Annotated in this window: 21 protein-coding genes and 1 tRNA gene; 19 read left to right on the forward strand and 3 right to left on the reverse strand. The window is 41.2% G+C overall.

The features are described from left to right. Positions 1-54: 54 nt before the first annotated feature. From QSJ81_RS17255 to QSJ81_RS17265, 3 genes are all read right to left on the reverse strand, one after another. Positions 55-2,232 carry a hypothetical protein gene (locus QSJ81_RS17255; RefSeq protein WP_285718594.1) on the reverse strand — a complete coding sequence of 726 codons (2,178 nt, stop codon included), beginning with the start codon at positions 2,230-2,232 and terminating at the stop codon, positions 55-57. Between the two features lie 388 nt (positions 2,233-2,620). Next, positions 2,621-4,012, reverse strand: coding sequence for a collagen-like triple helix repeat-containing protein (locus QSJ81_RS25740; RefSeq protein ID WP_352230910.1), 1,392 nt, complete (start codon positions 4,010-4,012; stop codon positions 2,621-2,623). Positions 4,013-4,150: 138 nt separating this feature from the next. After that, positions 4,151-5,230 carry a tetratricopeptide repeat-containing glycosyltransferase family 2 protein gene (locus QSJ81_RS17265; protein ID WP_285718877.1) on the reverse strand — a complete coding sequence of 360 codons (1,080 nt, stop codon included), beginning with the start codon at positions 5,228-5,230 and terminating at the stop codon, positions 4,151-4,153. A gap of 532 nt (positions 5,231-5,762) precedes the next feature. On the opposite strand from QSJ81_RS17265, the gene QSJ81_RS17270 reads away from it, so the two are divergent. From QSJ81_RS17270 to QSJ81_RS17360, 19 genes are all read left to right on the forward strand, one after another. Then, complete coding sequence (locus tag QSJ81_RS17270) at positions 5,763-6,863, forward strand: efflux RND transporter periplasmic adaptor subunit (protein ID WP_285718595.1); 1,101 nt, start codon at positions 5,763-5,765, stop codon at positions 6,861-6,863. A gap of 13 nt (positions 6,864-6,876) precedes the next feature. Then, the gene (locus QSJ81_RS17275; protein ID WP_285718596.1) at positions 6,877-7,554 is read left to right on the forward strand and encodes an ABC transporter ATP-binding protein; all 678 of its coding nucleotides are present in this window, start codon (positions 6,877-6,879) and stop codon (positions 7,552-7,554) included. A gap of 12 nt (positions 7,555-7,566) precedes the next feature. Then, entirely contained in the window at positions 7,567-8,781 is a 1,215-nt protein-coding gene (locus QSJ81_RS17280; RefSeq protein WP_285718597.1) for an ABC transporter permease, read from the forward strand. Positions 8,782-8,835: 54 nt separating this feature from the next. Further along, positions 8,836-8,979, forward strand: coding sequence for a hypothetical protein (locus QSJ81_RS17285; RefSeq protein ID WP_285718598.1), 144 nt, complete (start codon positions 8,836-8,838; stop codon positions 8,977-8,979). Between the two features lie 84 nt (positions 8,980-9,063). Further along, on the forward strand, positions 9,064-9,684 hold the full coding sequence (nadD, locus tag QSJ81_RS17290; protein WP_285718599.1) for a nicotinate-nucleotide adenylyltransferase: 621 nt from the start codon (positions 9,064-9,066) through the stop codon (positions 9,682-9,684). A 125-nt stretch (positions 9,685-9,809) separates the two neighbouring features. Then, a complete protein-coding gene (gene rbp / locus QSJ81_RS17295) occupies positions 9,810-10,061 on the forward strand; it encodes an RNA-binding regulator (RefSeq protein WP_038671890.1) in 252 nt (83 codons plus the stop codon). Between the two features lie 142 nt (positions 10,062-10,203). Then, entirely contained in the window at positions 10,204-10,770 is a 567-nt protein-coding gene (gene yqeK / locus QSJ81_RS17300; RefSeq protein ID WP_285718600.1) for a bis(5'-nucleosyl)-tetraphosphatase (symmetrical) YqeK, read from the forward strand. Positions 10,771-10,846: 76 nt separating this feature from the next. After that, the gene (locus QSJ81_RS17305) at positions 10,847-11,827 is read left to right on the forward strand and encodes an LCP family protein (RefSeq protein ID WP_285718601.1); all 981 of its coding nucleotides are present in this window, start codon (positions 10,847-10,849) and stop codon (positions 11,825-11,827) included. 53 nt (positions 11,828-11,880) lie between these two features. Beyond that, complete coding sequence (gene rsfS / locus QSJ81_RS17310) at positions 11,881-12,252, forward strand: ribosome silencing factor (RefSeq protein WP_285718602.1); 372 nt, start codon at positions 11,881-11,883, stop codon at positions 12,250-12,252. Positions 12,253-12,316: 64 nt separating this feature from the next. Beyond that, positions 12,317-13,201 carry a CvfB family protein gene (locus QSJ81_RS17315; protein ID WP_285718878.1) on the forward strand — a complete coding sequence of 295 codons (885 nt, stop codon included), beginning with the start codon at positions 12,317-12,319 and terminating at the stop codon, positions 13,199-13,201. A gap of 192 nt (positions 13,202-13,393) precedes the next feature. Beyond that, on the forward strand, positions 13,394-14,311 hold the full coding sequence (locus QSJ81_RS17320) for a chemotaxis protein (RefSeq protein WP_285718603.1): 918 nt from the start codon (positions 13,394-13,396) through the stop codon (positions 14,309-14,311). A gap of 107 nt (positions 14,312-14,418) precedes the next feature. Continuing rightward, positions 14,419-14,494: transfer RNA gene (locus QSJ81_RS17325), tRNA-Ala, on the forward strand. A gap of 392 nt (positions 14,495-14,886) precedes the next feature. After that, complete coding sequence (locus tag QSJ81_RS17330) at positions 14,887-15,411, forward strand: hypothetical protein (protein WP_285718604.1); 525 nt, start codon at positions 14,887-14,889, stop codon at positions 15,409-15,411. A gap of 383 nt (positions 15,412-15,794) precedes the next feature. Continuing rightward, positions 15,795-16,469: a DUF1847 domain-containing protein gene (locus QSJ81_RS17335; RefSeq protein ID WP_285718605.1), complete on the forward strand. Its 675-nt coding sequence runs from the start codon at positions 15,795-15,797 to the stop codon at positions 16,467-16,469. Between the two features lie 58 nt (positions 16,470-16,527). Then, positions 16,528-17,736, forward strand: a complete 1,209-nt coding sequence (locus QSJ81_RS17340; RefSeq protein WP_285718606.1) for a MalY/PatB family protein — start codon at positions 16,528-16,530, stop codon at positions 17,734-17,736. 139 nt (positions 17,737-17,875) lie between these two features. Next, positions 17,876-18,892, forward strand: a complete 1,017-nt coding sequence (locus tag QSJ81_RS17345) for an MtaA/CmuA family methyltransferase (RefSeq protein WP_285718607.1) — start codon at positions 17,876-17,878, stop codon at positions 18,890-18,892. 1 nt (position 18,893) lies between these two features. After that, positions 18,894-20,528, forward strand: coding sequence for an ASKHA domain-containing protein (locus QSJ81_RS17350; RefSeq protein ID WP_285718608.1), 1,635 nt, complete (start codon positions 18,894-18,896; stop codon positions 20,526-20,528). Between the two features lie 25 nt (positions 20,529-20,553). Continuing rightward, positions 20,554-21,621: a uroporphyrinogen decarboxylase family protein gene (locus QSJ81_RS17355; protein ID WP_285718609.1), complete on the forward strand. Its 1,068-nt coding sequence runs from the start codon at positions 20,554-20,556 to the stop codon at positions 21,619-21,621. 326 nt (positions 21,622-21,947) lie between these two features. Continuing rightward, positions 21,948-22,244, forward strand: a complete 297-nt coding sequence (locus QSJ81_RS17360; protein WP_285718610.1) for a DUF2325 domain-containing protein — start codon at positions 21,948-21,950, stop codon at positions 22,242-22,244. Positions 22,245-22,246: the final 2 nt, after the last annotated feature.

Raw genomic sequence — 22,246 nt, forward strand, 5'->3', positions numbered from 1 at the left:
TTTCTTGAAAGTTGCCCTATAATCAATATTAAATAAAGATCCGATTTCCCTTCATTATGGGACAGAAAATAGGATAGTGGCTGCTGCACCACCCGCAAGAGCTCCGCCACCAGTAGTAACCCTTACTGATATTAGATTACCTAGGGCAGCGCTGAGACTAGAGGCGGTAAATGCAAAACAATTTGGCGGATTTGGTCCGGTTATCGTTGCTATGATACCTGTGGCTGTAGACGTAACACCGCAATCTGTGCTTAGAAATATTTCAGCCGATGCTGTAGCAAGTGCGCCTAAAGCATTGTCACGGATACTAAAAGCTAAGCCTGTAATCGTTGTGCCCTGTGGTATGACTAGGGTATTTCGTACAAACGACGAAGATGAGGTACCTAGTCCAAGGAAATCATTATTGCTAACTGATTGATCTGAACCTAAATAGATCGTACTTCCTCCTGGTCCAGTAGGGCCAGTAGGTCCGGTAGGTCCAGTGGATCCTGTAGCTCCAGTAGCTCCTGTTGAGCCAGTAGGCCCCGTAGCGCCGGTATCGCCAGTAGCCCCCGTAGGTCCCGTACCACCGGTAGGTCCGGTAGGCCCCGTGGCTCCTGTAGCTCCCGTAGAACCGGTTGGTCCGGTAGCACCAGTATCGCCAGTAGCCCCCGTAGGTCCCGTACCGCCCGTAGGTCCGGTAGGTCCAGTGGCACCCGTAGCTCCTGTGGAACCCGTAGGTCCCGTAGCGCCGGTATCGCCAGTAGCCCCCGTAGGTCCCGTACCACCGGTAGGTCCGGTAGGCCCCGTGGCTCCTGTAGCTCCCGTAGAACCGGTTGGCCCGGTAGCACCAGTATCGCCCGTATCGCCAGTAGGTCCCGTACCACCGGTAGGTCCGGTAGGCCCCGTGGCTCCCGTAGCACCTGTAGAACCCGTAGCGCCGGTGTCACCCGTATCGCCGGTAGGGCCGGTAGGGCCGGTAGGTCCGGTAGGTCCAGTAGGTCCGGTAGGTCCAGTAGCGCCCGTGTCACCCGTATCGCCAGTAGGTCCAGTATTTCCGGTAGGTCCAGTAGGTCCAGTATTGCCCGTAGCGCCAGTGGCTCCCGTAGCGCCCGTAGCGCCAGTGGCTCCCGTAGCGCCAGTAGCTCCCGTAGCGCCCGTAGCGCCAGTGGCTCCCGTAGCGCCAGTATCGCCCGTGTCGCCCGTGTCGCCCGTGGCTCCCGTGGCTCCCGTGGCTCCCGTGGCTCCCGTGGCGCCCGTGGCTCCTGTAGCGCCTGTGTCACCCGTGTCGCCCGTGTCGCCCGTAGGTCCAGTAGCTCCCGTGGCTCCCGTGGCGCCCGTGGCTCCTGTAGCGCCTGTGTCACCCGTGTCGCCAGTGTCGCCCGTAGCACCCGTAGCTCCCGTAGCTCCCGTAGCTCCCGTAGCGCCCGTGGCTCCCGTGGCTCCTGTAGCGCCTGTGTCACCCGTGTCGCCCGTGTCGCCCGTAGGTCCCGTAGCTCCCGTGGCTCCCGTGGCGCCCGTGGCTCCTGTAGCGCCTGTGTCACCCGTGTCGCCAGTGTCGCCCGTAGCACCCGTAGCTCCCGTAGCTCCCGTAGCTCCCGTAGCGCCCGTGGCTCCCGTGGCTCCCGTAGCTCCCGTGGCGCCCGTGGCTCCCGTGGCTCCCGTGGCTCCCGTAGCTCCAGTATCGCCTGTATCACCAGTGGCTCCGGTAGATCCGGTAGGTCCGGTAGGTCCGGTATTGCCAGTAGGTCCGGTATTGCCAGTAGGTCCGGTATTGCCAGTAGATCCGGTATTGCCAGTAGGTCCGGTATTGCCAGTAGGTCCGGTATTGCCAGTAGGTCCGGTATTACCGGTAGGTCCAGTATTACCGGTAGGTCCAGTATTACCGGTAGGTCCGGTATTGCCAGTAGGTCCAGTAGGTCCAGTAGGCCCAGGAGCCCCACCAGAAGGCCCGGTAGCCCCCGTAGGCCCCGTAGCGCCAGTGGTGCCCGTAGCTCCCGTGGCCCCCGTAGATCCAGTAGACCCCGTAGCTCCCGTGGCCCCCGTAGATCCAGTAGGTCCCGTAGCTCCAGTAGCACATTGGCAACATTGATTATGTTTGCACGGATGGCATTCTGAATGGGAGTGACTCTTACATTTGTGCATAGATTGACACTTTTTACAACAGCTACGAAGCGTTTCTGCAGTCTCTATGTTGCTATTAAGCACACGACCACAGTACTCGCAAGTCGTAGGATAATCATTGAAAGCCATATCATTATTCGCCACCTTTTTTAAATTTACTTCCATACTATCCTATGTGAATGATGATAATGGTGTGCTGTTTACGTAGAGAAAATGTAATTATGTTATGATGATTGCAATCCAATTCGATACCTAAAAATACAGAGATCAAAGAATCAAAAAATAAGAACGAATATGCATGGATATTTACGGATCAAAATTGTTTGAAAGGTATATTTTGAGACATTCAAAGTTTTAGAGGATGAGAGGTTCGTTACAGGAAAAGTTGAGTCAAAGGTTTCCCTTTGACTCATCCTCTCTTGAAATAGTTTGCCCTACAATCTAGGAGAAGATTAATCGCCAAGCATCTAATCGCACCTAGAGAAACAATGCATAATACTTCCCATAAGACACGATATTAGGTTATATTTTCTACGGCACATGTTGATACAGCAGTATTATTACCTAATATCGCAACTCCAAATGCAGTACTTGTGACAGACTTACTACCAGTTGAGGAACCACCTGCCCTGACATTTACATTAGCGCCGCCTACAAAGGATTGTAGGACAATTCTTACCGCCTGTTCGCATTGTGCTGCGCAATCTGTTGGAAGAGGTGAAGGTGGTGGTAAGAAGGTGAAGCCGGTAAAAGTGTCCTCACCAGTTAGACTAATAAAGGCTATTGAACAGATATTGATTCTATCGGTAATGGCTCCGGCTCCATTTGTTAATTCAAATACACCATTATTAACGATTGCAAATGGTCTTCCAGATGCTGTACCACCATTATTGAAGTTTACGGTAATGTTTGAGGTTGGGAAGGCTGCTATGATTTGCTGTATAATATTTACCATCTGCGCTTCACACGCACAGGCTACTTCATTGCATTCACAGGTACCCGTAGCGCCAGTAGCTCCCGTAGCGCCCGTAGCGCCAGTAGCGCCAGTAGGTCCAGTAGGTCCAGTAGGTCCGGTAGGTCCAGTGGCTCCGGTAGCTCCGGTAGGTCCAGTGGCTCCGGTAGGTCCAGTGGCTCCGGTAGCTCCCGTAGCTCCAGTGGCCCCGGTAGCTCCCGTAGCACCCGTAGCACCAGTGGCTCCCGTAGCACCAGTATCACCAGTGTCGCCGGTGTCGCCGGTAGGTCCAGTAGGTCCGGTAGGTCCGGTAGGTCCAGTAGCGCCAGTAGGTCCAGTAGCGCCCGTAGCGCCACTAGGCCCAGTAGGTCCACTAGGTCCACTAGGACCCGTAGCGCCAGTAGATCCAGTAGGTCCAGTAGCGCCCGTAGCGCCAGTAGCTCCCGTAGCACCAGTAGCTCCAGTAGTACCAGTAGGTCCAGTAGCGCCAGTAGCGCCAGTAGCGCCAGTTACACAGCAACATTTAATATGCTTGCATGAATCACATTCGGAATGTTCACATGAATGGGAATCTTCCCATGTATCGCATTCGGAATCTTCCCATGAATGACATTCAAAATGTCCACAAGAATGGGAATCTTCCCATGGATGGCATTCGGAATGTTTGCATGGATGGCAATGCTTACAATGACATTCTCCCTTAGGGCCAGTTGCTCCTGTAGGCCCCTTAGGACCAGTTGGTCCCGTGGCACCAGTTGCTCCCTTAGGACCAGTTATGCCATGGCAAGGTTCTGGAGGCTTACCTGAATGAGAGTTTGAATGGGATTTACTCTTACATTTGCGCCTGTACCGACATTTTTTGCATCGCTTACAAAGCGTTTCTGCATTCTCTATGATCTTTCCATCTTGCTCTCCGCCGCAATATTCGCAAATCGTTGGGTGATCATTAAAAGCCATATTGTTATTCGCCACCTTTTAAAAATCTGTTTCTATAGTATCGTATGAGAATGGTGATAATGGTGTGACATAAATAGTATGTCTTGACACAAAATCATAGTTGCTCCCCTGCTAGATGAGAAGCAGTTTCAGACTTTCTTATGAGGATCCCTTTAATAATTTTTCAAAATAATCTTTATTAAAAAGAACGCTAGGATTATTGGGAGCATAGGATTCTGCTATTTTGTTATGTTTGTAGGCTAAATCCACTTCACCAATATTGGAATAGCAAACACATAATTGAAGGTGAGGTAGCCACGTCCAGCAAGCATTGTTCAAGAGAGCGATGTGTTGTTTTGGTTTTTCTAATTCTGTCGCAAGTTTATACCAAAATATAGCTTGGGAGTATTTTTTTACGCTCAAGAAATGGTACCCCAAGCGGCAGCAGTATTCTGCTCGTGGGGTATCATATTCGAAGGATTTATAGATAAATTTCAAATTGTTTTGTTCATCTCCAAGTGCGTTGAAACAATCTGCTAATTTTCCGCATGCAGCGATGTTGTCTTCTACCCAACCCAATTCAGTATCCAAAAACTTTTGATAATATTCAGCAGCTTTTTCATACATTCTATGGTCATTTAGTTCATTGGCATAGTAATACAGATCCCTAGGGGAAAAGGTTTCACCCTTACTAAGACGGTTTTCGTAGATAGTTAGGTTACGGTCGTAAGTATCATGTCGTTCCTTTTTGTGAGTCACACTTACATCGCTATTCATAATAAATCCGCCAACTTCAAGATACTCATGCACGGCACCGATCCATTCAAAGTTTCTTGATCGTTTGACTAGTCTGTTTCTGCGTAGACTTGTAACCACGTTTCCACTTTCATCAAAAGATAGATTATAGTTCATGGTATAAGAGTCTACACGAGAATCGAAATTTTGTTTTAGGAATAACAGTTTTTGTAAATCATCCTTAAGTAGTACATCATCTGCATCAAGCCAGAGAATGTAATCCTGCGAGGCATGGCTAAAGGCAAAGTTACGTGCCGCGGCAAAGTTATCGATCCATTTAAAATCATATACTTTGTCTGTAAAGGTTAATGCAATTGCTTTTGTTTTATCAGTTGATCCCGTGTCTACCACAATAATTTCCTCGACGCCAGATTTAACCGATTCAAGGCAACGAGCTATGGTTTGTTCCTCATTTTTCACAATAAGGCATAAACTGATTGTCATCAAAATCATTCACCTACCTGGTTTATTAATCAGGATATTAACAGATGCTGCATCTCTTCTATTAATAGTCCTTTACACTGTAAAAGCATGATAATTCAGCGAGGTAGAAGTAAAAAATCTGCTGGAAAGAATAAACCGCAGTCCCAATAAGGAGGCGGTTTATGTAAAAAATAATATGATATTCATAACATGGGGTTAATTTCGTGAGCTTTTTTAGAAGAAGGTACAAGACGACTCATCATCGCAACCTATGAAGCAAAACAATAAAATGATTATAACAATGACGATAATTCCCGTTCCGTTATTTCTTTGGCCAGGTCTGAAACGATCGCAATTAGAATTCATTTATAAGCCCCTCCTTTTAAATCTTTTAAAAGAACTTTTACTATTATATGGTATGCAAAACACAAGGCATTGGTTAATGGGATTAAAGGCTTTCCTGAGGGCTTTTCATAGAAGGCTAATTGACCGTGCAATCGAAACAACATACAATAGAATTGTAATATTTGGATGTATTTTATGGAGGTGCCTCATGGAGAGTAGTAAATTATGGAAAAAAGTGTATCGATATAAAAAAGTAATATTATTAGTGCTGATAGTAGCTGTGGCAGGGAAATTTGGAATAGCTATGTATGCAGACAAAAACAAACCAGTAATGACAGGACAACTTGTATCAGTAGAACGAGGTGATGTTGTATCACTCGTGTCAGCAACGGGCACGATTAAACCTGTAAATATGGTGGATGTTAGTTCGAAGATAACTGGACTAATAAAAGAAGTCAGGGTGAACGAGAATGAGCAGGTAAAAGCAGGGCAAATATTAATCTTATTAGATGATAAAAGGCTTATGGCACAAGTTTCCCAGTCGAAAGCGAAATTGGCTAATACAGCAGCGAATTATGAGCGAAATCAGCAGCTAAATCGTATTGGTGCTGTTTCTAACCAGCAATTAGATGCTGCCAGTATGGATTATAGTGTGGCACAGGCGACTTATGATGACGCAGTGTCACAATTAGATGACACTGTCATCAAAGCACCGATTGACGGTGTTATTATTGGTAAGCCTATTCCAGCAGGTCAAACGGTAGCCCCTGGTATTTCCACTCCAATGGTACTGATGAGTGTAGCTGATTTGTCAAAAATGCAAATTGAAGCCCAAGTGGATGAATCAGATATCGGAAAAATTTCAATAGGACAAAAAGTTGATTTTTCGGTTGATGCTTATACTGGGAAAATATTTAATGGTATCGTTTCTAATGTTTCGCAGAAGGCGAATATTCAGCAAAACGTAGTGTATTATAACGTAACAATTGACGTAGAGGGAGCTGGAACTATGTTAAAACCAACTATGACTGCTAGAGTATCAATTCATGTTGGGGAAAGCAAAAATACAATTCTGGTGCCTCTTGCCGCGATTAAAGAAAACAAAGGACAGTCTTATGTCCAGACTATGGTTAATGGTAAAGTAGAAAATATCAATATTACAATTGGCCTATCAGGGGATGAGAAGGTAGAAGTTCTTAGTGGTTTAACAGATACTGATCAAATTTTATTGCCACAGGCTAAAGGAATGCCGCAAGCATCGGATGCTGCTAAAGGTTCTAGTACAATGCGCAGTGCATTAGGTCGCTAAGGGAGAGGATGAAATGAGTATTGTACTTTCCAAAGTAAGCAAAATATATCAAATGGGGGATAATCGGGTTGCAGCCTTGGCGGGAGTTTCATTAGAAATTCTTGCGGGAGAATTTACTGCCGTTATGGGACCTTCAGGATCAGGAAAGTCTACCTTAATGAATATTTTAGGGTGTCTAGATAGGCCTACTAGTGGTTCTTACATACTAGATGGTGAAGAAGTTGCTACTTTAAACGATGATGAATTAGCTATTACTAGGAACAAGAAAATCGGTTTTGTTTTTCAAAATTTTAATTTGCTGCCTCGCATGTCAGCACAACAAAATGTGGCCTTGCCTCTTGTTTATGCAGGAGTAACAAAAGAGGAAAGGGATGCGCTGTCAGCACAAGCCTTGGGAATGGTAGGTTTAAAAGATCGTATGCAGCATCGCCCGAATGAGTTATCCGGGGGACAGCGCCAACGTGTAGCCATTGCTCGGGCTTTAGTGAATAATCCTACCATTATCATGGCAGATGAACCCACAGGTAATCTTGATAGCAAGTCTGGGGATGAAATAATGGATATTTTTACGAGTCTTAATCAGGAAGGGCGGACCATTGTTTTGGTTACGCATGAGCCAGAAATTGCTACCTATACAAGGCGTGTGGTTTATTTCCGCGATGGTCTGATTGTCAGTGATGAGCGACGATAAGGAGGTGATATTATGTTCTTTGAGAGCATTATGATAGCGTTAGAAGGGTTAAGAGCGAACAAGCTGCGTTCCATATTGACTATGTTAGGGATTATCATAGGGGTGGGGGCTGTAATTGCAATGGTGTCAATTGGTATGGGCGTTAGAGAAAAAGTACAAAGTTCGATTGCCGGTTTAGGGAGTAATCTCATTATTGTTACTCCTGGTGCTACATCACCTTCTGGCGTAAAACTAGCAGCTGGTTCTAGTACTACCCTTACCAATAAAGACGCTGTGGCCATTGGCCGGCAAATTGCAGGAGTCAGTGGCGTAGCCCCTAGTGTTAGCAAACAATACCAATTAGTGTATGGCAACAAAAACTGGATGACAACAGTGCAAGGGACAACGCCCGAGTTTGTAAGTGTTCGTAATTTTAATGTTGAAAGAGGACATTTTTTTAGCAACCAAGATTTAGATACGAGGATGAGAGTTGTCGTCCTCGGAAAAACTACGGCAGACAATCTATTTGGTGAAATTTATCCAGTTGGCCAGACGGTTCGTATTAATTCGGCCCCCTTCGTTGTGATTGGTGTCTTTGAGGGGAAAGGACAGTCAGCTGGTGGTATGGATCAAGATGATGTTGTCGTGATTCCTCTTACAACAGCACAAGAACGTATGATGGGGATTAGTTACGTGCAAACCATAAGCGTACAGGCTGCAACTCCAGACGTGATTAATCAAGTGCAGGATGATATAACAACCTTATTACGTTCACGGCACAAGTTAGCAAAAGATATCCCGGATAATTTTACGGTACGTAATTTAGCTGCAGTAATGGCTACGGCGGAAGAAACGACTCGTACCATTACATTGCTTTTAGGGAATATTGCGGCAATCTCGCTGTTAGTAGGTGGGATTGGTATTATGAATATTATGCTAGTATCTGTTACAGAGCGTACGAGAGAAATCGGAATTCGTAAGGCGTTAGGAGCTACGTATCATAATATTCTATTGCAGTTTCTTATAGAAGCCATTGTGATTGGTGTAACAGGTGGTCTGATTGGCATTGGTTTGGGTATTAGCGCAGCATATGGCATTTCGGCAGTTGCTGGCTGGAATACTTCTATTTCTGCTGAGTCAATTTTGATGGCTTTTGGATTTTCAGTAGCCATTGGGTTGTTTTTTGGCATATATCCTGCAAGAAAAGCTGCATTATTGGATCCAATTGATGCATTGCGTTATGAATAAAAAATGGCAGCATGTGGAAGTATATTTTTATCTTAGATATATGAGGAGAAAGGTATGGGATATTTTTATTCGTTAGTACAGTATTTAAAAACAGATAAGGGAAGACATGATTGTTTGGATTATATTCGAGCAATTTTGATTATGGCAGCAGTGATGATCGGAATTCGCATCTTAATTAATACATTATTTAACATGTAACCCTAGTTAATCCAGAAAAAAATAATCATACCCCATAGGGTATGATATAATGATACAAACTAAATGTATCATAGGAGAATCTTTATGGCAGACACGAAACGTAAGATCGGTATAATGGGTGGTACCTTTGACCCTATTCATACGGGGCACTTGGTTATAGCGGAAGCTGTACGTGTTGAATATGATCTTGAGAGGGTTCTGTTTATTCCTGCAGCCAATCCACCTCACAAACAACATTTTCAAGTGGAAACGGCAATGCATCGCTACATGATGGCTGTAATGGCTACTTATTCCAATCCTCACTTTTTTGTATCGCCCATCGAGCTAGAGAGAGCAGGGCTTTCCTATACCATTGATACGGTATTGGAATTAATTGAACAATATGGAAATAACACAGAGTTTTATTTTATTACCGGCTCTGATGCAGTTCAGGAGTTGTCAACGTGGAAAGACGTGGATCGGCTTTTGGAGGTGTGTCATTTTATTGCAGCTACCCGTCCAGGGTGTAGTTATACATTAGAAGATATTATTAAGCATTTTGGCGTGAAGGGGTGTCAGCGTATTCACTCATTAGAGACTCCAGAACTAGAAATATCTTCGACGGATATACGTGAACGAGTACGTCAAGGGAGATCTATTAAATATATCGTCCCTGAAAGCGTAGAAAACTATATTATAAAAGAAAATTTATATAAAAGATTTTAGTAAGGTAAGTAGTGGAGACTATCCTTTCTTTTGGCAAATAAAGTTAGGCATAAATACTAGCCATTCGTACCATAATGTTAGTAGAAAGATCTTTATAAATTAGCAAAAGAAAGGTGAATTTCCAAATGTCAAAAACACTCTATGTGGGCAACCTGCCCTGGTCAACGAATGATAGCGATTTAGCAGATGCTTTTCGAGAACATGGTAATGTAGTCTCCAGTCGTATAATTACCGATAAAGAAACAGGTCGCTCTAGAGGCTTTGGATTTGTAGAAGTAGATGACAATGATGCTGAAAAAATGGTTTCTATGATGAATGGTAGTGAATTTGGAGGAAGACAACTGGTAGTCAATGAGGCCAGACCACGAGAACAATAAGTAACAAATAAGCCTTCTGATGAAGGCTTTTATTTTTTTGTTAGCAGGAAAATGATATAATTTGACGAATTTTACTATATTACATATAATTAGTTGTTTGGGGAAAGAATGGTTCTAAATATAAAAATACTGTGGTGAAAAAATGGATTATGAACAGATGATAGCCCAATTATCAAAAATCTTAACGCCAAAAAGATTGCAGCACTCAATTGGTGTAAGTGAAACAGCGGAAGAATTAGCTGGAATATTCGGCTGTGACAAAGGCAAGGCTAGGGTAGCAGGGCTTTTGCATGATGTAGCGCGGGAGATACCAGTGGATGAACTCTTGTCAAGAGCTGAGGCCTTTGGTATAGTAATGAGTGATATAGAAAGAGCAGAGCCAATTCTGTTACATGCTTTTATTGCTGCGAAGTTAGCTCAGTCTGATTTTTGTATTAATGATGCGGAAATTTTTCAAGCGATTTGTTTGCATACGATTGGCGGACTTCACATGTCTTTGTTAGATAAAATTATTTATGTGGCAGATGCCATTGAGCCAGGTCGTCAGTATGAAGATTTGGAAGAACTTAGAGCGATAGCTCGCATCGATTTGGACAAGGCATTACTAATGACATTGGATCAAAGCATACAGTATATTTTAAAACGTGGCGGACTACTGCATCCAGCTACAATTGAAGCACGGAATGAACTACTGATAAAGAAGACTTAATATAGATTGAGTTCCTGAAAATGTTATGCACTATTTAGAAATTCTTTAGGTTATGCTCTAGAGAGGAGGAAAACGCATGTCAGAGCTGCGTCCTCAGCGTCGCAAAATACGTTGGAAAAGATTGTACTTGCTATTGTTTATATTAGTAGCCTTTTTGGTATCTTTATCTTGGGCCGCAGTATATGCTTACCAAAGATTTTCTTCTGTACCCGTTGCCAGTAGCAATGTTGAAACCCGCAAAAAGCCAGAGGTCACTGGTAAATACATCAATATATTGCTAATGGGTGTTGACGAAGGTGATAATGAGCACCCTGATGCGCCACAACGATCTGATACTATGATTTTAGCCAGTGTCAATCAGGAAAATGGAACTGTAAATCTATTATCCATTCCCCGGGACACTCGAGTTACGATTCCTGGGCATAAGGGTGCAGAAAAAATTACCCATGCTTTTTTCTATGGGGGCTCCTCCTTGGCCATTACTACGGTTGAGCAACTATTGCAAGTGCCCGTCCATTATTATGTGGTCATTGATTGGCAGGCCTTTATAAAAGTGGTTGATATACTAGGCGGGGTTGATCTTTATGTGGAAGCTGACATGAATTATGAAGATCCTTATGCCAATTTAGCAATTCATCTTAAAAAAGGGTACCAACATTTAGATGGTAATAAGGCAGGACAGTACGTTAGATTTCGTAGTGATGAATTAGGTGATATTGGTCGTGTGCAGCGCCAGCAGCGTTTTTTAAAAGCTATGATGGAAAGGACAATGCACGCTAGTACAATTTTAAAAGTACCTACCTTACTACATACTATGGGGCAATATGTAACAACAGATATAACTACCTTCAAAATGATAAAACTGGCAAACGTTCTTAAATCATATAAGACTGGCGATTTGCACGCGGACATGCTGCCAGGAAACTTCGCTACAATTGATGGCATCAGTTTTTGGAGTCATAATCAAGAACAGACAAAACAACTGGTAGACCGTATGTTTGTTAATGAAGATGCTAAAATGAGTGGAATATTTTCTACTTCGGTAAATCCCAATTAAAAAATGGGGACAATAATAAAGATGATAATTTATTTGAAAAATAGGAGGATTTTATGAGTGACACAACTAAGACCTTAGCAGAAAAGATTGTGGTGGCTGCCGAGGATAAAAAAGCTACAGATGTTGTAATTCTTGACGTGGGTGGGGTTTCTTCTGTTACTGATTCTTATGTAGTTTGCAGTGCGAAATCAACGATCCAGGTTCAGGCTATTGCTGATAATATTGAAGATGAATTAAAAAAACAAGGGATAAATATGTTACACAAAGAAGGGCATCGTCAAGGACGTTGGATCTTATTAGACTTTGGTACTTGCATTGCCCACGTATTTTTGGAAGAAGAGCGGGAATATTATAATTTGGAGCGTCTGTGGGGTAATGCACGGAGTGGTGAATTGACGCAAGACCAATTAAATGAAAATGAATAAATTGCTGACAGTTTTAGCCTAATGTGGCGAAATACTGTTGGTATAGGTGGTAGTTAGAATGGAAATAGAAAATACAAGTAAACTAACTCCTGGTAGTGTAGTAACACTTAAAGTAGTTAGAGCAAGTGAATTTGGCGTATTTCTAGACGCTGGAACGGGTAATACAAACGATGATATTTTGTTGCATAAACAACAGCAAGGAACAGAAACAGTAGCGGTTGGGGATGAAATTCCTGTCTATTTGTATCTTGATCCTAAGGGCCGGCTTACTGCTAGTCTGAAGTTGCCTAAGATGCAAGTAGGACAAGTAGCTCGTGTTACTGTAATTAATACCACTCGTGATGGAGCTTTTGTCGATATTGGTGCCGAACGTGGTGTATTTATGCCTTTTGCTGGCATGCGCGGTAATCTAAAGCGCGGTGATAAAGTATGGGTGAAACTCTATATCGATAAATCAGGACGACCTGCGGTTAGTATGGAAGTAGAAGATGAACTTAGAATTGCATCTGTTCCAGCAACAGAGGCTAAAATTGGTGATATGGTAACAGGTTCAGTTTACAACTACAATGAAGAAGGTGCCTTCCTCTTTACAAAAGAACGTTATATTGCATTTATGCATAAAAGTGAAATTACAACGAGACCCAATGTAGGAGATGAGATTACGGCGCGTATTACGCATATTCGAGAAGACGGACGGATCAATGTTTCCATGCGTCCTTTAAAGCACGAAGCGATTAGTGCAGATGCCGATGCGATTCTTTCCCTCTTGCATTCTCGTAATGGTAAAATGCCATATAGTGATGCTACTTCGCCTGAAATCATTAAGGAAAGGTTTCATATTAGTAAATCGGCCTTTAAAAGAGCCCTGGGTAATCTAATTAGAACAGGATATGTAGAGCAGAGAGAAGGATGGACATATCTTCGAGAATTAGATAATACAGAGGAATAGGTCTTAAATAAGATTATTGTCAATAAAAGTGACAATAATCTTTCTTTTTAGCGTAATTTTGTCAAAATGACCTTTTGTAAAGAAGGAATTATTGGTTTTTTCGAGAAAATTAAGGATTAAGAGATAATTAAAAAATATAGGCAGTCGCAAGTTCGTTGCGGTGAGTCAGTATAAAAAATTGGAGGCGTTTCTATGAGCGATGCTGCAAATGCTAAAAAGGGAATTTTATTAGAGACGGGTACAAATGAATTTGAAATTGTAGAATTTACAGTTGGCAAGGTCAATTATGGAATTAATGTAGCAAAGGTTCGAGAAGTTATTAATTTAGTTCCTATTACCGAAATGCCAAATTCTCACCCTTACGTTGATGGTATCTTTACATTGCGTGGAAGGGTAATGCCCCTTGTTAATTTGCCTCGCTGTTTAGGAGCTGAGAATTCAGAATCAAATACTAAGAATATTATTGTAAGTGAATTAAATAATTATTTTATCGGATTTTTAGTAAATGAGGTATCCCGTATCCATAGAGTGTCCTGGTCAGTTATGGAACCACCTCCGAATGTTACTAACTCTGATATGGTTGTTGGTATCATTAAGATGGGAGAAAAAATAGTTATACTCCTAGATTTTGAAAAGATTGTTGCTGAGATTAATCCTCAGATTAACATTAAGTTAACTACATTACCTGAAAGTACAGATGCTGCAAAAGAACAGCGCAAAACTAAAAAAATATTCATAGCGGAAGACTCTAAAATGCTAAGAGATTTATTAGTTGAAACCCTTCATGAGTCAGGTTATCTGAATGTAACTGCCTATAATAATGGTAAAGAGGCTTGGGATGCTTTGTACGCATTAGCTGAATCAGGATCACCTATTGAAGAAAATGTACATATGCTTATTACCGATATTGAAATGCCGCAAATGGATGGTCATCACCTGCTGAAAAGAGTTCGTGAAGATAGAGCATTGGCAAAATTACCTGTAGTGATTTTCTCTTCTTTAATTAATGAAGAAATGCGTCGCAAGGGTGAAGCTATTGGCGCAGATGGTCAAGTTTCCAAACCGGAAATTGTCCAATTGATAGGCATTTTGGATGATAAGTGTTTGTAATTAGAAGAAATATCTTATGTATCTTATTGACATTATGTAACTATCTGTGATAATATAATTCATGTCGGCAGGAATGTTAGCATTGCTGATGACACAATTGATCGTGTGGGGGTGTAGCGCAGTTGGGAGCGCGTCTGAATGGCATTCAGAAGGTCAGCGGTTCGATCCCGCTCATCTCCACCAGTAAATTCAAGGCTTCGTAAGCATTTACGAAGCCTTTTTTATTACTTAAAACGCCAAAGGATTGCTATTTTGTTGTTGCTACAAGTCCTAGAAAAGCAATAAAATTGCTTTTGGACACTATTGTCCAACTTAGAAATAATAAAAATATATAGTTGTCATATATAGCAATAAAAATGGGCTGCCCCAAAATAGAAATTTTATTTTTATTTGAGGCAGCCTATTTCTTAATGTAAAAACAATTTTAAAACTAATTTCTTATTTAGCAAGGTTACGATCTGTTACAAAGACTGCTGTCAATTTAGAAAAACTTAATTCAATTTATGTAGGTTAATTTTCCACGGATGCTCGAGGTGAGTTTATGGAAAACTAAAAAAAAAGGAGGTAGGATATGTATGGAAAGAAAATTATCGAAAAGAAAAATGCTTCGTCGTAAATATAAACACTATGCTGCAGCTTTAGCAGGTGCTGCTATACTAACAGGAGCAGGAGCAGCAATTCCTGCAACTACCTTTGCTGCAGAAAATCCTGCAAATTCTCATCCTATACAGCAACAAACAGTAGTTACCAGTCATTCTAACTATGGTGCTAGGTATGATACTAGAAATAATAACAGCTCTCATTATGACACTCGATACGATACTCGGAATAACAATAACGTTACCTATCATACTAGGTATGATAACAGGAATACTAGTGCTAGTTATGATACCAGAGATAACAACGGTTCTCACTATGATACTAGGTATAACAATGGCAATAGATTTGACACTAGATTTAATGATAGAGATGGCTGGCATAGGCATAATCATAGGCATAATTATAGATTTGGTTGGCATAGACATAATCATAGCTGGCCTAGTCCAGATGATAATCAGGCGTTGTACAAAGATGGTCAAATCTACTATAGCAATCGCTAGAATGACACTAACTAGTCCTTTAACTTTACAAGCGATTATACCGTGGAGAAGTTTAAATTCCGTTAATAAAATGATATTATATAACTTGACAGTAAACTGCTAATATGATAGATTAAGAATAAAATTTTTTGATTTCAGCCTTTAGCTGCAATTAGAATGTAATTAGCTGGACAATATAAATAAAGGTTTATTATTTTGGTTGATCAGAGAAACTGAAGGCTGAAAATGTTTTATACATTTTCGGCTTTTTTTGCGGAATCAGAAAGTATAACACTTTCTGATTCCAAGTAAGAACGGCTAAGTCTTCTGCCTGCGTCCAGGGACTTGGCACAGGCCAAGTCCTTTCTTATGATAAATAACAGTAATTAATTGGAGGCATTATAATGAGTAAAGAGGAAGAGTTGAATCACTTAAGTTGTACAGATTGCAGTATTTACAATTGTAGAAACAGAAGTAAACAATTTCCGGGGTTTTGTTTAACTACAAAAGATAATGAAGGACATTCTATTGCGGATGATATTGAAGAAATTAAGCTTCATTTGCAAGGGGATGAACAGGACGCTGTCGTAGCTAGAGCATCGGCTCAAGTAGAAGGCTTATTTTATGGAAAGCTAACTAGAGTAGAGGAAATTATTGAATTTGCGAATCGTATTGATGCGAAAAAAATTGGTATTGCTACTTGTGCTGGATTGATTGAAGAAGCTAAAATTTTTGCGGAGATTTTAAAGGCTAAAGGTTTAGAATCTTATAGCGCTATTTGCAAAGTGGGTTCAGTGGATAAGGCGGAAATTGGAATACTAGAAGAACATAAAATAAGACCAGGTACTCATGAATCTATGTGTAACCCTATCTTACAAGCTCGCATCCTGAATTACCAGAAAACAGATTTGAACGTAGTGGTTGGATTATGTGTTGGGCATGATTCCTTGTTTACAAAATACTCAGATGCACTAGTGACCACTCTGGTTACTAAAGATCGAGTTACAGGACACAATCCTGTGGCAGCATTGTATACAGCACATTCTTATTATAATCGCCTACGGCAGAAGAAGGACTAAAAGAAATTGACCTGTTTTAAAGTTATTTACTACAAAAAATAAGTGAGGATATCGTACAATGACAAAAGAAAATACAACATTTAACTTTGATCAAATAATACCTCGTCATGCTACAGGGTGTTCTAAATGGGATTCCTTAGCAAAAGTGTTTGGCAGTGAAGACGTATTGCCTCTATGGGTTGCTGATATGGATTTTCCGCCGCCTGAAGCAGTGATTACAAAAATAAATGAGCGTGCTAGTCATCCCATATATGGGTATAATACACAAGAACCATCACTCTATCAGTCTATCGTCGATTGGGTTAAGGTTCGTCATGGATGGGAAATTGAAAGGGACTGGATTTTGCTTGCTCCTGGGGTTGTTCCCTCCATTGCTCTTTCCATTCTTGCCCTATCAGAGCCTGGTGATGGTATTATCATTCAACCTCCTGTATATCCACCGTTTTTCACCACGATCAAAGATAATGAGCGAGAAATAGTTCTAAATCCTCTTCTTTTAAAAGATGGTCGTTATGAAATTGATTTTGAAGATTTAGAAGTAAAACTTTCTAACCCGAAAAATAAGTTACTGTTATTATGCAGCCCACATAATCCGGTTGGACGTGTGTGGACGGAAGAAGAACTGAGAAAAGTTTATGAACTATGTCAAAAATACAAGGTGGATGTCTTGTCTGATGAAATACATAATGATTTAGTATTTTCTGGGCATAAGCATACTGTATTTGCTTCTCTTGGCACGCCTGTTTGTAAACAAAGTGTCACTTTTATGGCCGCTAGCAAAACCTTCAATATCGCAGGGCTCAACTCTTCTTTTATCATTATCCCTTGCCAGCGCCGACGTGCTCTGATTGAAAGGTGGATGCATAGGTTGCATATTAACCGCAATAATCTCTTTGGTGTACTTGCCACGGAAGTTGCTTATCAAGAAGGTGATGCATGGCTAGATGCGCTACTTTCCTATTTAGAAAAAAATGCGGATGCTTTAGTTGATTTTGTCCAAACAAGACTACCTGGAGTTAAAGTAAATAAGCCAGAGGGGACTTATTTGGCATGGCTGGATTTTCGAGCCTATTTCACAAATGCAAAAGAGTTAGAGCATTTCCTTGTGCATATAGCAAAAGTTGGTTTGAATTCTGGTGCAAATTTCGGCACTCAAGGGGAAGGATTTGCTCGCATTAATCTTGCGACGCAACGAAGTGTATTGCTAGAAGCATTACATCGAATCGAAAAGGCATTGTTAACGATTGACAGGAATGGTAAAAAATAATATAATTACAGCAAAATTATAGAGTTAAAGCTGATCAAAGAACTGAAGGCTAGAGATACGGCATAGACCGTTTCTTTAGCCTTTTTTTATATTTTCTTATTCATATGTGCAAATAAATTAAAAGAGGAGATGATTTAATGTGATAAATCCTAAGGAACGATTGCTTACAGTACTAAGGGGAGATAAAGTAGATCGTCCACCAGTGATATGTACAGGGGGAATGATGAACGCAGCTACTGTTGAGATTATGAACAATTCAGGCCATACCTTGCCAGAAGCTCACAGTGATCCGCAATTAATGGCTGACCTTGCTGCTGCCATTTATGAACAAACTGGGTTTGAGAATATTGGAATCCCGTTCTGTATGACAGTTGAAGCTGAAATTTTGGGGAGTGAAGTCACTTATGGTACATTAGCCTGTGAGCCTAAAATTACTAAAGAAGTTTTTCTGACTGCTAGTGAAGTCATAATGCGGGATGTCAATGAAATGTTGGGTAGTGGACGCGTTGGAACAGTGGTGGAAGCTGTGGGGATTCTAGCCAAACGTTATCCTGATGTACCTATTATTGGTAACTTGACTGGACCTGTTAGTACGGCGGCTTCCCTCGTAGATCCAGTGTCCTTATTGAAAGAATTTCGAAAAAAACCAAAAGATTGCCACAGGGTATTAGATTATGTTACTGATCTATTAATTGGTTTTGCTAAGCAAATGATTGCAAATGGCGCTACAATTATTTCCATTAGTGATCCGACAGCTACGGGTGAAATCTTAGGGCCTAATATGTTTCGAGAATTTGCCATTCCTTATATTAACCGCATTGTTGATGCCGTGCATGAAAAAAATATTCCTATATTGCTTCATATTTGTGGCAATATGAACACTGTACGTTCTCTTATATCTGAAATTAGAGCGGATGCGATTAGTACGGATGCGGTTGTTAACTTGCGAGAACTCAAAGCCTATATTCCTGGGCTTACGACTATGGGGAATGTGAGTACCTATCTATTGCAATTTGGAACAACTGAAAAGGTGGCTAGCCAGACTCGTCGTTTAGTTAAGGATGGGGTGGATATTATTTCCCCTGCTTGTGGACTAAGTACATCGACTTCATTAAAATTAATCAAGACCATGATTGATGCTGTCAAGGAGGGATAACATGATGAAGAAGGTTACATTTCACCACGCTGGGCAGACGACAAGTATTATCGTTCATGCTGGTGAAAGTATTTTGACGGCTGCGAGGCAAGCAGGGGTGATACTAGATTCACCCTGTAACGGCAATGGAACATGCGGTAAGTGCAAAGTAAAAGTATCGGTACTTGATGAACAGACAGAGACGGTGCTAGCCTGCAACACGAATGTTCAGAATGATGTAACGGTGGAAATTATTGAGCGTCAGGACAATGGGAATCTTCAAATCAAGCATGAGGGTTTAGCGTCAATTGTAGAGATCGACGGTGTGATCAATAAAAAATATATTGCCGAGACAGGTAGAACTAATGTTTATCGCAATGAACAATTCATTGCTAGCGAACAAGGTGATACAGAACAAGATAGTTATGGTTTGGCTATTGATATTGGAACAACGACTCTTGTTGTTGCGCTAATTCATCTATTAACAGGTCAAGAACTTGCAGTAGCAGGAGCACTTAATCCTCAAAGCCGATTGGCGCAAGATGTATTATCTCGGATCAGATATGCTTCGAATGAACAAGGTTTATTCGAAATGAATCAACTCCTTATTGAAGAACTAAATCAGATGATTGCACAAGTGACGATAGAGGCTGGCATTTCTACTAATTATATCTATGAGTTGGTATTAAGTGGTAATACTTGCATGTTGCATTTGGCCACAAACACCAATCCAGTCACTCTCGGTAAATATCCATATACTCCGGTTATCCGAGGTGGAAACGCTCTATCAGCGAGTGATTTAGGATTTAGCCTTGCAGGCATTGCACAGGCTTATTTACCACCGATTATTTCCGCCTATGTGGGTGGTGATATTACTTCAGGTATTCTTGTCTCTCGTTTGGCTAAAAGTGAAGGTACTAGCTTGTTTATTGATATTGGAACGAACGGAGAGATTGTATTGGCTGCCAATGGAAAACTTGTTGCTACTTCAACTGCTGCTGGGCCGGCCTTTGAAGGGATGAATATTTCCTGTGGCATGCGGGCTGCCCCGGGGGCGGTAGAGGGGTTTGACCTGACCTCAGAGGGGGAAAGTATCGTAAAAAGTATTGCAGATCAGGCACCTGTTGGGATATGTGGTAGCGGTCTATTGGATATCGTTGCTGCTATGGTGAGAAGAAAAATTATTGGTAAAAATGGAAAATTTAATAAGAATATCACTGGGCAGTTAAGTACTTTACTGACTGATGTTAATGGAAAGATGGTCTTTTTCGTAGCGGAAGGAGTATTCCTTTCCCAGCCAGATGTAAGGCAAGTACAATTGGCGAAAGGTGCTATACGTGGGGGGATTGAAGCCCTTCTTGACTACCAAGGGTTAGTAGCTGCAGAGGTAGATAGGGTGCTGATAGCTGGGTCTTTCGGTTACCACTTGAATCCGGAAAGTTTAATTGAAATTGGCTTATTGCCTGAGGTGTTCAGAGGAAAAATAGAATTTTTGGGCAATACTTCCAAGAGTGGTAGTCAAGAGTTACTTCTCAATCAAACCTCTCGATTAGAGAGTAGGAAAATTGTTGAGGATATCGCCGTATTGGAGCTGGCAACGATTGATAACTTTGATCGATTATTTGTTAAATGTTTAGATTTTACAATGGTAAGCTAGTTAAACAGAAAAAGGAGGAGCTACTATGAATAGGCGGAATGTTGTTTTACAAACAGTAAGTGGTAAAACAACGGAAAAGTTGAAAGGCTATCCTCTTTCAACAGCTTTATTATCAGGTGGGACATGGGCCTTTCGTCAGAAGGGGTTAACTCTTAGAGATGGGTTAGACGTACCTGAGGAAGCGGCGAAAACGATTGTGGAAATAAATCAAAAAGTAGGTTCTGACATTGTTTGGCCAGGATCAGGTTATCATAATTTACTCGTTGAAGCATTGGGGGGGAGCATTAAATTTCGTCCTCAAGGGAATATTGACGTAATAGAACCATTGTTACATCGCATCGCTGATCTTGATAGTATCGAGATTGGTTCTTTAGATAAAAATAGGTGGATAGCCTCAGTTCGGCAGATGATAGAAACTACAGATAGAACCGCAGGTAAAAAATATTTAGTTGGGACATCAAGTTGGGGGCCCTTTACGCTGGCTGGGCAGTTTTTGGGTGTTGAAAAACTGATGATTGGTTTATACAAAGATAAAGCAAGCATCCATGCTTTGTTGGATTTTGCCAGTGAAGTGTGTTTTCAATACTTGGCACCTACAGTGGCAAAAGGTGCATCCATCTTATCAATTGCTGAGCCAACAGCTTCTGGGGATTTAATATCATTACGTCATTTTGAAGAATTTGTTGCACCTTATTTGACGAAAGTGAATGAACGTTTGCAACAATTAGGCGCTGTCATTACGCTTCATATCTGTGGAAATATTACAGATCGATTATCTGTGGTTCCTCATCTAGGTGTTGATTTATTGTCTGTTGATTATAAAGTTAGCCTTCGATATGCAAAGGAGGTTTTGGCTAATAAAGTAGCATTGGCTGGAAATGTAAATCCCATGATATTAAGGGATCGATCAATGGAAGAGGTAGTGGTAGCAGCCAGAGAATGTATAGTGGAAGCAGGGCAAGAAGGAAAATTCGTATTAATGCCTGGTTGTGATATTCCACCTAGTGTACCGTTAGAAAACGTTCAAGCTTTTATTAGGGGTGCGCACGATTATATAGGGGATGTTGAATTACAGACAGGTTCAAAAGAATAATAGAGATAAAAAACGAACTGATCAGTCACATTTAAAGATTGAAGAGGTATTATGTAGTTTTTTTAATCTTAAGATTTTTGAATTTATCAGAAGTTATATTTAGTTAGATACAATAAAAATGATTGACAAGGGTAATGAGAGGTGTTATATTACTATTAATTAAATCATGTATTAGCTGATCATGACAAATGAAGGCTAAAAGAGTCCTGGGTAAGGGATTCTTTTAGCCTTTATTTTTTAAAAAAAAGCTGACTGGATAACCAGAGGCTGGTTTTTTTCTCATAGGAAAAAACCAGTCTCATTTTTATTATAAAGGAGGTGAGAATATGTCAGTTATGCTAGTTGGCGCAGATCATTTGGGCAACATTGAGAAAAATCTGCAGATGATGGGAATTCATAGAATTGAGCATGTAACTGGCAGAAATGTTAGCGATCGAAAAAAATTTAAATGCTCATTATCGACAGCTTTAATTGTGATTTTTATTGACTATATCAATCATGCAACAGCTAAAAATATTAAAAATATGGCTAAGTCCCAAGGCGTACCGCTCATTTTTGCGAATCGATCTTGGAGTTCATTACAGGATAAACTAGCTGGTTTTAACGTAAGCGAGTTAGGGTAAGC

This window comes from Pelosinus sp. IPA-1, assembly GCF_030269905.1.
Lineage (GTDB): Bacteria > Bacillota > Negativicutes > DSM-13327 > DSM-13327 > Pelosinus.

Excerpts from the sequence above, each read along its gene's own strand:
- QSJ81_RS17330 (WP_285718604.1), top strand. The coding sequence starts at position 14,887 with ATGGAAAGAAAATTATCGAAAAGAAAAATGCTTCGTCGTAAATATAAA.
- rsfS (WP_285718602.1), top strand. The coding sequence starts at position 11,881 with ATGAGTGACACAACTAAGACCTTAGCAGAAAAGATTGTGGTGGCTGCC.
- QSJ81_RS17285 (WP_285718598.1), top strand. The coding sequence starts at position 8,836 with ATGGGATATTTTTATTCGTTAGTACAGTATTTAAAAACAGATAAGGGA.
- QSJ81_RS17255 (WP_285718594.1), bottom strand. The coding sequence starts at position 2,232 with ATGGCTTTCAATGATTATCCTACGACTTGCGAGTACTGTGGTCGTGTG.
- QSJ81_RS17320 (WP_285718603.1), top strand. The coding sequence starts at position 13,394 with ATGAGCGATGCTGCAAATGCTAAAAAGGGAATTTTATTAGAGACGGGT.
- QSJ81_RS17350 (WP_285718608.1), top strand. The coding sequence starts at position 18,894 with ATGATGAAGAAGGTTACATTTCACCACGCTGGGCAGACGACAAGTATT.
- QSJ81_RS17335 (WP_285718605.1), top strand. The coding sequence starts at position 15,795 with ATGAGTAAAGAGGAAGAGTTGAATCACTTAAGTTGTACAGATTGCAGT.
- QSJ81_RS17275 (WP_285718596.1), top strand. The coding sequence starts at position 6,877 with ATGAGTATTGTACTTTCCAAAGTAAGCAAAATATATCAAATGGGGGAT.
- rbp (WP_038671890.1), top strand. The coding sequence starts at position 9,810 with ATGTCAAAAACACTCTATGTGGGCAACCTGCCCTGGTCAACGAATGAT.
- QSJ81_RS17270 (WP_285718595.1), top strand. The coding sequence starts at position 5,763 with ATGGAGAGTAGTAAATTATGGAAAAAAGTGTATCGATATAAAAAAGTA.
- QSJ81_RS17305 (WP_285718601.1), top strand. The coding sequence starts at position 10,847 with ATGTCAGAGCTGCGTCCTCAGCGTCGCAAAATACGTTGGAAAAGATTG.
- QSJ81_RS17265 (WP_285718877.1), bottom strand. The coding sequence starts at position 5,230 with ATGACAATCAGTTTATGCCTTATTGTGAAAAATGAGGAACAAACCATA.
- QSJ81_RS17340 (WP_285718606.1), top strand. The coding sequence starts at position 16,528 with ATGACAAAAGAAAATACAACATTTAACTTTGATCAAATAATACCTCGT.
- nadD (WP_285718599.1), top strand. The coding sequence starts at position 9,064 with ATGGCAGACACGAAACGTAAGATCGGTATAATGGGTGGTACCTTTGAC.
- QSJ81_RS25740 (WP_352230910.1), bottom strand. The coding sequence starts at position 4,012 with ATGGCTTTTAATGATCACCCAACGATTTGCGAATATTGCGGCGGAGAG.
- QSJ81_RS17280 (WP_285718597.1), top strand. The coding sequence starts at position 7,567 with ATGTTCTTTGAGAGCATTATGATAGCGTTAGAAGGGTTAAGAGCGAAC.
- QSJ81_RS17355 (WP_285718609.1), top strand. The coding sequence starts at position 20,554 with ATGAATAGGCGGAATGTTGTTTTACAAACAGTAAGTGGTAAAACAACG.
- QSJ81_RS17360 (WP_285718610.1), top strand. The coding sequence starts at position 21,948 with ATGTCAGTTATGCTAGTTGGCGCAGATCATTTGGGCAACATTGAGAAA.
- yqeK (WP_285718600.1), top strand. The coding sequence starts at position 10,204 with ATGGATTATGAACAGATGATAGCCCAATTATCAAAAATCTTAACGCCA.